Origin of the sequence: Sphingobium sp. ba1, assembly GCF_000743655.1 — a bacterium.
GTDB lineage: Bacteria > Pseudomonadota > Alphaproteobacteria > Sphingomonadales > Sphingomonadaceae > Sphingobium.
The window spans coordinates 1-786 of sequence record NZ_JPPQ01000060.1 but is presented as its reverse complement, the minus strand read 5'-3'; the positions used below and the strand labels follow the sequence as shown (position 1 = coordinate 786).

The window sequence follows — 786 nt, the reverse complement described above, 5'->3', positions numbered from 1 at the left end:
ATAGACCGGCCCCAGATCGCCCCACTCCAGCGCAAAGCCTTCATCCGCGATGATCCGCGCCTCGAACGCCTCCCGGTCGATCGTCTCGCCCGTCGCCTTGCGATAGGCGTCGAGCGGCCAGTCGGTCCAGATATGCACCCCCTGCCGCACCAGTTCGCGGATATTGGTGTCGCCGGTCAGGAACCACAGCATCTCGCGCGCCGCCGCCTTCCAATAGACCCGCTTGGTGGTGAGCAGCGGCACCGCATCGTCGGCCAGGGAAAAGCGCATCGTCGCGCCCAGGATCGACCGGGTGCCGACCCCGGTACGGTCGATCCGCTCGTCGCCATGCCGCCAGATATACCGCATCAGGTCGAGATATTGCTGCTCATAATGGGGCGTATCGGGCAAGGTGCTGGTCCTGTCGGAATCGAATCTGTGATCCACAGGCTTTAGCGCATCGGGGCATCGCTACGGCCGTAAAAAAAGCGTCGCTCGCCGCTTGCCAGCCCGAAAACCCGTCTCTATAGGCTGCAGCCTGCCTTACGGGGTCGCTTCACGGCGGCGTCGGCATCGGTCGGGGAATAGCTCAGCCTGGTAGAGCACTGTCTTCGGGAGGCAGGGGCCGGAGGTTCGAATCCTCTTTCCCCGACCACATTTCTTCACAGCTTCGAACAGATCAACCCCTTGCGGGGGAACACCTTTCCGCGCGCGTCTTTCGTTTCGCGCACCCGCGCGACTGGGGCGCTTGCATCCCTCTGGCCAGCCGCTTTCGACAGATGTCATATGTCGAAAGCGGCGACCCCC

General features: G+C 63.4%; 1 protein-coding gene and 1 tRNA gene. One reads left to right on the top strand and one right to left on the bottom strand.

What is annotated here, in order from left to right:
• Positions 1-390 (bottom strand): thymidylate synthase (gene thyA / locus IL54_RS02835; protein WP_037473063.1); only part of this gene is annotated, 390 nt, incomplete at its 3' end.
• A 167-nt stretch (positions 391-557) separates the two neighbouring features.
• Between thyA and IL54_RS02830 the strand changes: the two genes are divergently transcribed.
• Positions 558-634: transfer RNA gene (locus tag IL54_RS02830), tRNA-Pro, on the top strand.
• Positions 635-786: the final 152 nt, after the last annotated feature.